The organism is Pseudomonas sp. SDT291_1_S447 (assembly GCF_054070155.1).
Map to the genome: position 1 here is coordinate 1 of NZ_JBSVXS010000326.1, position 345 is coordinate 345.

General features: G+C 58.0%; 1 pseudogene. It reads left to right on the forward strand.

Features of this window, described 5'->3' with window-relative positions:
• Positions 1-345: pseudogene (locus ACW9IR_RS29770) on the forward strand (terminase large subunit domain-containing protein); the annotation flags it as partial.

A 345-nucleotide genomic window follows, 5' to 3' on the forward strand; every position in this document is an offset into this window, starting at 1 on the left:
TCCGCCAAGGCGGCTGGGACGAGATGCTGACGGATGAAGAACCGTTGAGCGCGGTTAACCGGCGAATCACCCTGATCCTGGAAAAGATCGATCCGCTGACGAAAGCCGAACTGGACGAACTGGAGCGACTGACGAACCTGCTTGAGCGGCTGAAAAAACTTGCGGCCAAGCCTGCACAGGCATCGCCGTCGGACGCACCGGACGAGCCTCGCGAACGCCAGCCTGGTCAACGTCGTGAACGAGGCGAAAGCAACGGTAAGAAGCGGGAAAAGAAGGCCAAGAACGACGTTAGCGGCCTGACCGAAGTGGACTTCCTCGATAAATTCATCTCGAAGATGTACGGCT